The organism is Vibrio sp. 1562 (assembly GCF_033340155.1).
GTDB lineage: Bacteria > Pseudomonadota > Gammaproteobacteria > Enterobacterales > Vibrionaceae > Vibrio > Vibrio alginolyticus.
This window is the reverse complement of the sequence record NZ_JAWOVY010000221.1, coordinates 1-807: the sequence shown is the minus strand read 5'-3', so window position 1 is coordinate 807 and position 807 is coordinate 1. Positions and strand designations below refer to the sequence as shown.

Here is an 807-nt window from a genome sequence, read left to right as displayed (position 1 = left end):
GATTTCATCATCAATGACTATGATTTTACGGTGCTGGCGAAGATCAAGACGACGTAAGAACATACGCCACATCTTCACTTCGAGTGCCTGAATAACCTCGATACCCGAATCTTTCATCATTTTGTACCAAGGACTTCTGAAGAAGCGTGGGCTACCCGCCGAGTCCAATAGCAGCTTCACATCCACACCACGTTTAGATGCTTGGATAAGAGCGGATGCTACCGAATCGGCCAAGCCGCCTGGGTGCCAAATGTAGAACACCATTCGAATGCTCGTTTTGGCATTCTCGATGTCTTCGATGATGGAGTGCAGAATTTCATCAGGAGATTGTTGCAAGGACAGAGTATTCCCGCTCAGAGCAGGTAGCCCAAGACGGTTGTTACACAGTTCATCGATGCGGTAGATATGGCGACCCATGGTTTCAGGCATGTGCGCGTGGCAATCGTTGAGTTGACTAAACCACTTGGCAAAAGGGGTAAACATCTCTTTTGCTCGTTCAGCTCGTTTTCTGCCTAAGTTCAGCTCACCAAATAGGAAATAGCACGCGACGCCAAGCACGGGAAGGATATAGATGATCATTAGCCAAGCTAAAGACACGCTCACCGCACGACGCTTCAAAACAACGCGTAAAGTAACACCAGCAACTAAGAACCAATACAGTCCAATGCCAGTAAGAGTAAGAAAATGATAGAACTTGTCCATATACGCTCAAAGTAATATGCCCATCTAGGATATTAAGCATAAAAGTGGGTTGGGGGAACAGATTTCCCAATGAGAAGTGGGATTGACCCTACATGAGGAACAAAT

Annotated in this window: 1 protein-coding gene; it reads right to left on the bottom strand. The window is 46.3% G+C overall.

The features are described 5' to 3' along the window. On the bottom strand, positions 1–702 hold a 702-nt coding region (locus R7Z49_RS24280), incomplete at its 3' end, for a phospholipase D-like domain-containing protein (protein WP_031782567.1). Positions 703–807 lie beyond the last annotated feature (105 nt).